Origin of the sequence: Streptomyces sp. MB09-02B, assembly GCF_033794485.1 — a bacterium.
GTDB lineage: Bacteria > Actinomycetota > Actinomycetes > Streptomycetales > Streptomycetaceae > Streptomyces.
Window position 1 is genome coordinate 1 of the sequence record NZ_JARGEE010000430.1, and the last position, 7154, is coordinate 7154.

Genomic DNA, 7154 nt, shown 5'->3' on the forward strand with positions numbered 1-7154 from the left:
GGCCGGGACGGCCGACGCGGCCGAGGGAAGGGGCGCGGTGGAGGGGGACCCGGGTGAGTGACAAGACCATGAGCGCCGACGAGGCCGTCTCGCGGCTGGCGAGCGGGATGACGCTCGGCATCGGCGGCTGGGGCTCGCGCCGCAAGCCGATGGCTCTGGTGAGAGCGGTGCTCCGGTCCGGGGTCACCGATCTCACGGTCGTCTCCTGCGGTGGCCCGGACGTCGGGATGCTCGCCGCCGCGGGACGGGTCCGGAAGCTGGTCGCCCCCTTCGCCACCCTGGACTCCATCCCCCTCGAACCCCATTTCCGCGCGGCGCGCGAGCGGGGCGCGTTCGAGCTGATGGAGATCGACGAGGCGATGTTCCTGGGGGGTCTGCGGGCCGCCGCGCACCGGCTGCCGTTCCTCCCGGTGCGGGCGGGCATCGGCTCGGACGTGATGCGGGTCAACCCCGGCCTGCGGACGGTCACCTCGCCGTACGACGACGGGGAGACCTTCGTCGCCGTGCCCGCCCTGCGCCTCGATGCCGCGCTCGTGCACGTCAACCGGGCCGACCGGCGGGGCAACGGTCAGTACCTGGGCCCGGACCCGTACTTCGACGACCTGTTCTGCGAGGCGGCCGAGACGGCGTACGTCTCGTGCGAACGGATCGTGGACACGGCCGAGTTGACGAAGGAGGGCCCGCCGCAGTCGCTGCTGGTCGGCCGGCATGTGGTGACGGGTGTGATCGAGGCCCCGAACGGCGCGCACTTCACCTCCTGCGCCCCCGACCACGGCCGGGACGAGGCCTTCCAGAAGATGTACGCCACCACGCCCTGGGAGGACTTCGCCGAACGGTTCCTGGCCGGCGACGAGCCCGCCTACCAGTCGGCCGTACGGGCCTGGCAGAGGGAGGGCACGTGAACGAGGGGACGACGACGAGCGGCGCGACCCGGGCCGAGTACTGCGTGATCGCCTGTGCGGAGGCCTGGCGCGGCGCCGGGGAGATCCTCGCGAGCCCCATGGGGCTGATCCCGTCGCTGGGCGCGCGCCTGGCCAGGCGGACGTTCTCGCCGGACCTGTTGCTGACCGACGGCGAGGCGCTGCTCGTCGACCTCGACGGCGCCGTGGAGGGGTGGCTGCCGTACCGCCGGCACCTGGACCTGGTCACCGGCGGTCGGCGGCACGTGATGATGGGCGCGAGCCAGATCGACCGGTACGGCAACCAGAACATCAGTTGCGTCGGCGACTGGGCGAGGCCGAGACGACAGTTGCTGGGGGTGCGGGGGGCGCCGGTCAACACCCTGAACAACCCCACCAGTTACTGGGTGCCGAAGCACTCTCGGCGGGTCTTCGTCGAGAAGGTCGACATGGTGTGCGGGGTGGGTCACGACCGCGTGGCCGCGCATCCGGCGACCGCCCGCTTCCACCACCTGCCGCGGGTCGTGTCCGACCTCGGGGTGTTCGACTTCGCGACGCCCGACCGCGCGATGCGGCTGGCCTCGCTGCATCCCGGGGTCACGGTCGAGCAGGTCGCGGAGGCGACGGGCTTCGCGCTCGCCGTCCCGGACGAGGTGCCGTACACACGGGAGCCCACGGCGGAGGAGCTGCGGTTGATCCGCGAGGTGCTCGACCCGGCGGGCGCCCGCGCCCGTGAGGTCCAGGGCTGATGGACACGGCGCTCACCCGGCTCGTCGGCGTCCGCCATCCGGTCGTGCAGACCGGTATGGGGTGGGTGGCCGGCCCGCGGCTGGTCTCCGCCACGGCCAACGCGGGGGCGCTCGGCATCCTGGCCTCCGCGACGATGCCACCCGCGCGGCTCCGGGAGGCCGTACGGGAGGTGCGGTCCCGCACGGACGCGCCGTTCGGGGTGAATCTGCGGGCCGACGCGGCGGACGCGCGGGAGCGGGTGCGGGTCATCGTGGAGGAGGGCGTCCGGGTGGCGTCGTTCGCGCTCGCGCCGTCCAGGGAACTGATCGCCGAGCTCAAGGACTCGGGCGTGGTGGTGATCCCGTCGGTGGGCGCCCGGCGGCACGCCGAGAAGGTGGCGGCGTGGGGTGCGGACGCGGTGGTCGTGCAGGGCGGCGAGGGCGGCGGACACACCGGGGAGGTGGCGACGACCGTGCTGCTGCCGCAGGTGGTGGACGCCGTCGACATCCCCGTCGTCGCCGCCGGCGGCTTCCACGACGGGCGGGGCCTGGTGGCGGCACTGGCGTTCGGGGCGGCCGGGGTGGCGATGGGCACCCGGTTCCTGCTCACCTCGGACTCGACGGTGCCCGACGCGGTGAAGGCCCGCTATCTGGCGGCGACCGTCAAGGACGTCACCGTCACGCGGGCCGTGGACGGGCTGCCGCACCGCATGCTCCGCACGGAGTTCGTGAGCGCGCTGGAGGCGTCCGGACGGGCGCGCGCCCTGGTGCGCGCCCTACGGCACGCGGCGGGCTTCCGGCGGTTCTCCGGGCTCACCTGGCGCGACATGGTCCGCGACGGCCTCGCGCTGCGGCACGGCAAGGACCTCGCCTGGAGCCAGGTCCTGCTCGCCGCCAACACGCCCATGCTGCTCAGGTCCGCGATGGTGGACGGCCGTACGGACCTGGGGGTGATGGCGGCCGGGCAGGTCGCCGGCGTGATCGACGACCTGCCGTCCTGTGCGGAGCTGGTGGAGCGGATCATGAGGGAGGCGGACGAGGTACGCCGCCGCCTCGGCGAGGCCTGACGCCGGACGCCCGCCACGGACACGGCGTCCGTCACCGACGCGGGCGCGACACCCGACGGCGGGCGCAGACGCGGGCGCGACACGCGGCGGCCGACGCGTACGCGGCGCTCGATGCCCGGCGACCGGCGCCCGCCGCCCCTCAGAGCCGCTCGATGATCGTCACGTTCGCCTGTCCGCCTCCCTCGCACATCGTCTGCAGCCCGTACCGGCCGCCCGTGCGCTCCAGTTCGTGCAGGAGGGTCGTCATGAGTTTGGCGCCGGTCGCGCCGAGGGGGTGGCCGAGGGCGATCGCGCCGCCGTTGACGTTGACCTTCTCCGGGTCGGCGCCCGTCTCCTTGAGCCACGCCAGGACGACGGGCGCGAAGGCCTCGTTGATCTCGACGAGGTCGATCGCGTCGAGGGTGAGGCCGGACTTCTTCAGGGCGTACGCCGTCGCCGGTATCGGCGCCGTGAGCATCCGTATCGGGTCCTCACCGCGTACGGAGAGGTGGTGCACGCGGGCGCGCGGCGTCAGCCCGTGCTCCCGTACGGCGCGTTCGGAGGCGAGCAGGAGCGCAGCGGCGCCGTCGGAGACCTGGGAGGAGCAGGCGGCGGTGACGGTGCCGCCGTCGATGACCGGCTTCAGCGCGGCCATCTTCTCCAGCGAGGTGTCACGGCGTGGCCCCTCGTCGACGGTGACGTCCCCGTACGGCACGGTCTCGCGCGCGAAGCGGCCCTCGTCGAGGGCCCGTACCGCCCGGCGGTGGGAGCGCAGCGCGTACTCCTCCTGGTCGCGGCGGCTGATGCCCCATTTCGCGGCGATCATCTCGGCGCCGGCGAACTGGTTCACCGGCCGGTCGCCGTAGCGGGCCCGCCAGCCCTCGCTGCCCGCGAAGGGGCCGTCCGTGAGCCCGAGGGGGACGGCGGCCTGGCGGGAGGCGAAGGCGATGGGGATCATGGTCATGTTCTGGACGCCGCCCGCGACCACCAGGTCCTGGGTGCCGGAGAGCACTCCTTGCGCGGCGAAGTGCACGGCCTGCTGCGAGGAGCCGCACTGCCGGTCGACGGTCGTGCCCGGCACCTCCTCGGGCAGCCCGGCGGCCAGCCAACTGGTCCGGGCGATGTCACCGGCCTGCGGGCCGACGGTGTCCAGGCAGCCGAAGACGACGTCCTCCACGGCGGCCGGGTCCACGCCGGCGCGTGCGACGAGCGCTGTGAGGGCGTGTGCGCCGAGGTCGGCCGGATGGACCTGGCCGAGCCCTCCTCCGCGCCGCCCGACGGGCGTCCGGACCGCTTCGACGATATAGGCCTCGGCCATGTCAACTCCCTTGTTGTCAAAGGTTGTTCACCGAACGAGCGTCAGGGCTTCGTGTGTACGGCGATCCCCTCCAGGACCATCGACAGGTACTGTCGGGCGATCTCCTCCGGGCCGAGTCGTCCGCCGGGCCGGTACCAGGAGGCGGCGACCCACACGGTGTCGCGCACGAACCGGTAGGTGAGCCTGGTGTCGAGGTCGGCCCGGAACTCCTCGGCGGCCACGCCGCGTTCCAGCGTGGCCAGCCATGCCTTCTCGAACTTGCGCTGCGACGCGTCGAGGAACAGGAACCGGTCCTGCGCGACCAGCTTCTTGGCCTCGTTCTGGTAGATCGCGACGGCGGCGCGGTGCCGGTCGATGGCGCGGAACGACTCGACGACCAGGGCCTCGAAGGTCTCCCGGGGGCGCAGTTCGGCGTCCAGGACGGCGTCGTAGCCCTCCCAGAGTTCGTCGAGGAAGGTCCGCAGGATCTCCTCCAGCATCGCGTCCTTGGACTCGAAGTAGTAGTAGAGGCTGCCCGCGAGCATGCCGGCGTCGTCCGCGATCCTGCGGACGGTGGTGGCGTTGTACCCCAGGTCGGCGAAGACCGTGGCGGCCCGGTCGAGGAGTTCCCGACGGCGGGCGGGCGCGGCGGGGGGCTTGTCGCCGGCGGTCGTCCGGGGCTTCTTCTTGGTCGGCACGCTGTTCCTCGTCCTCGTCCTCACGGGTGCTGGTTGCTGACGGAGACGATCTCACCCGTCAGGTACGAGGAGTAGCCGGACGCGAGGAACACGATCACGTTGGCCACCTCCCAGGGTTCGGCGTACCGCCCGAGGGCCTCGCGCGCGGTCAGTTCCTCCAGCAGTTCCGGGGTGGTGACCTTCACCAGGTGCGGGTGCATGGCGAGGCTGGGCGAGACGGCGTTGACCCGGACCCCGTAGGCGGCCGCCTCGATCGCCGCGCATCTGGTCAGGGCCATGACGCCCGCCTTGGCCGCGGCGTAGTGCGCCTGCCCGGCCTGGGCGCGCCAGCCGACGACGGAGGCGTTGTTGACGATCACGCCGCCGCCGGCTTCCCGCATCAGTCGCAGGGCGGCCCGGGTGCAGCGGAAGGTGCCGTTCAGTGTCACGTCCAGCACCCTGGACCACTGTTCGTCGGTCATGTCGACGAGGTCCGAGGTGCCGCCCAGGCCGGCGTTGTTGACGACGATGTCGAGCCGTCCGTGCAGCCGGGCCGCCGCCTCGAACAGTGCCCGTACCTGGTCGTCGTTCGTGACGTCGCACGGCACCGCGCGGACGTGGTCGGCTCCGAACTCGTCGACCAGCTCGGCCCGGTGCTCCTTGAGTCTGCGTGTGTGGGCGTCGCTGATCAGTACGCGCGCGCCCTCTTCCAGGAAGCGTCGCGCGGTGGCTCCGCCGATGCCCGCGCCGGCGGCCGCGGTGATCACGGCTGTGCGTCCGGCGAGCAGGCCGTGGCCGGGGACGTACGTCGGAGGGTCGACGTTCTTCATGCGGGCACGCTAACCTACCAAACACTTGTTAGGGAAGGAGCAGCGCTCCATGGACCTCGCCCACTCCCCCGCCGACGAGGCCTTCCGCGCCGAGGCCCGTGCCTGGCTGCGCGCCCATGTCCCGTCGGAGCCGCTCCCCTCCCTGGAGACCGAGGAGGGCTTCGCGGCACACCGCGCGTGGGAGGCCGAACTGGCAGCCGACCGCTGGTCGGTGGTGCACTGGCCGACCGCGTACGGCGGCCGGGACGCGGGGCTGCTCCGCTGGCTGGTCTTCGAGGAGGAGTACTACGCGGCGGGCGCCCCGGGCCGGGTCGGCCAGAACGGGATCAACCTCCTCGCCCCGACCCTCTTCGACCACGGCACGCGGGAGCAACGGGCGCGGGTGCTGCCGCCGATGGCCTCCGGCGAGGTGGTGTGGGCCCAGGCCTGGTCGGAGCCCGGCGCCGGGTCCGACCTGGCCTCGCTCACCTCCCGGGCGGTGCGCACGGCCGGGGGCTGGCTGCTGACCGGGCAGAAGACCTGGTCGTCCCGGGCGGCGTTCGCGGACCGGGCGTTCGGCCTGTTCCGCAGCGAGCCCGGCACCGCCAGGCCCCACCAGGGCCTGACGTATCTCATGTTCGACCTGCGCGCCCCCGGTGTGACGGTCCGCCCGATCGGCCGCCTCGACGGCAGGCCCGCGTTCGCCGAACTCTTCCTCGACGAGGTGTTCGTGCCGGACGAGGACGTCATCGGCGAGCCCGGCCAGGGCTGGCGCGTCGCGATGTCCACCGCCGGCAACGAACGCGGTCTGACGCTCCGCTCCCCGGGCCGCTTCCTGGCCTCCGCAGCCCGGCTGCTCGGCCTCTGGCAGGACCGGGGAAGCCCGGCGTCCGCCCGCGACGCGGTGGCCGACGCGCTGATCGGCGCCCGCGCCTACGAGCTGTTCACCCACGCGGCCGCCTCCCGCTTCCTGGAGGGCACGCCGATCGGCCCCGAGGCCAGCCTGAACAAGGTCTTCTGGTCCGAGTACGACATCGCCCTGCACGAGACGGCGCTCGACCTGCTCGGCGAGGAGGGCGAGGCGGCGGACACCGACTGGTGCGAGGGGTACGTCTTCTCCCTCGCCGGCCCGATCTACGCCGGCACCAACGAGATCCAGCGCGACATCATCGCCGAGCGCCTCCTCGGGCTTCCGAAGGGCCGTCGCTGATGCGCTTCCTCCTGGACACCGAGCAGCGGGCGTTCGCCGAGTCGCTGGACGCCATGCTGACGGCCGCCGGCACACCCGCCGTCGTACGGGCCTGGGGGCGCGGGGAGCACGAGGCGGGGCGTGCGGTGTGGGCGCGTCTCGCGGACGCGGGCGTCTTCGCGCTGGCGGCGCCGGAGGCGTACGAGGGGGTCGGCCCGCTCCCCGTCGAACTGGCCGTCGCCTTCGTGGAGTTGGGGCGGCACGCCGTCCCGGGCCCGCTCGTGGAGACGGTGACGGCGGCGGTCCTCCTGGCGGGCCTGGACGAGCCGGGCCCGGCCAAGCGCCTGCTCCCGGCACTGGTGTCGGGCGAGGCGATGGCCACGGTGGCGCCTTCGCCGGGTTCGTACGCGCTGGACGGGGACGTGGCGGCGACCCGCGTGACCCTCGACCCGGAGACGGGCGAACTGCGCCTCGCCCCCGGCCACGGCCCCATGCGCCCCTCCCTGGAC

General features: G+C 73.3%; 8 protein-coding genes. 5 read left to right on the forward strand and 3 right to left on the reverse strand.

Annotated elements, in window-relative coordinates; all coding sequences use genetic code 11:
- Positions 1 to 53: 53 nt before the first annotated feature.
- The 3 genes from P1P70_RS36920 to P1P70_RS36930 are packed head-to-tail and all read left to right on the forward strand — an operon-like array spanning position 54 to position 2694.
- Positions 54 to 902, forward strand: a complete 849-nt coding sequence (locus P1P70_RS36920; protein ID WP_319245558.1) for a CoA transferase subunit A — start codon at positions 54 to 56, stop codon at positions 900 to 902.
- Positions 899 to 1648 (forward strand): CoA-transferase subunit beta, encoded by a 750-nt coding sequence (locus P1P70_RS36925; protein WP_319245561.1) that lies wholly within the window; start codon positions 899 to 901, stop codon positions 1646 to 1648. The genes P1P70_RS36920 and P1P70_RS36925 overlap by 4 nt, the downstream gene beginning before the upstream one ends.
- Entirely contained in the window at positions 1648 to 2694 is a 1047-nt protein-coding gene (locus P1P70_RS36930; RefSeq protein WP_319245562.1) for an NAD(P)H-dependent flavin oxidoreductase, read from the forward strand. The genes P1P70_RS36925 and P1P70_RS36930 overlap by 1 nt, the downstream gene beginning before the upstream one ends.
- Positions 2695 to 2833: 139 nt before the next feature.
- Here P1P70_RS36930 and P1P70_RS36935 read toward each other — a convergent pair whose 3' ends face one another.
- From P1P70_RS36935 to P1P70_RS36945, 3 genes are read right to left on the reverse strand one after another with little or no spacing between them, the layout of a single operon-like run.
- Positions 2834 to 3991: an acetyl-CoA C-acetyltransferase gene (locus P1P70_RS36935; RefSeq protein ID WP_319245563.1), complete on the reverse strand. Its 1158-nt coding sequence runs from the start codon at positions 3989 to 3991 to the stop codon at positions 2834 to 2836.
- 41 nt (positions 3992 to 4032) lie between these two features.
- Positions 4033 to 4668 carry a TetR/AcrR family transcriptional regulator gene (locus tag P1P70_RS36940; protein ID WP_319245565.1) on the reverse strand — a complete coding sequence of 212 codons (636 nt, stop codon included), beginning with the start codon at positions 4666 to 4668 and terminating at the stop codon, positions 4033 to 4035.
- A 20-nt stretch (positions 4669 to 4688) separates the two neighbouring features.
- Positions 4689 to 5477 (reverse strand): SDR family oxidoreductase, encoded by a 789-nt coding sequence (locus P1P70_RS36945; protein WP_319245567.1) that lies wholly within the window; start codon positions 5475 to 5477, stop codon positions 4689 to 4691.
- A gap of 49 nt (positions 5478 to 5526) precedes the next feature.
- Between P1P70_RS36945 and P1P70_RS36950 the strand changes: the two genes are divergently transcribed.
- Entirely contained in the window at positions 5527 to 6666 is a 1140-nt protein-coding gene (locus P1P70_RS36950) for an acyl-CoA dehydrogenase family protein (protein ID WP_319245568.1), read from the forward strand.
- Positions 6666 to 7154 (forward strand): acyl-CoA dehydrogenase family protein (locus P1P70_RS36955; RefSeq protein WP_319245571.1); only part of this gene is annotated, 489 nt, incomplete at its 3' end. The genes P1P70_RS36950 and P1P70_RS36955, both read left to right, overlap by 1 nt.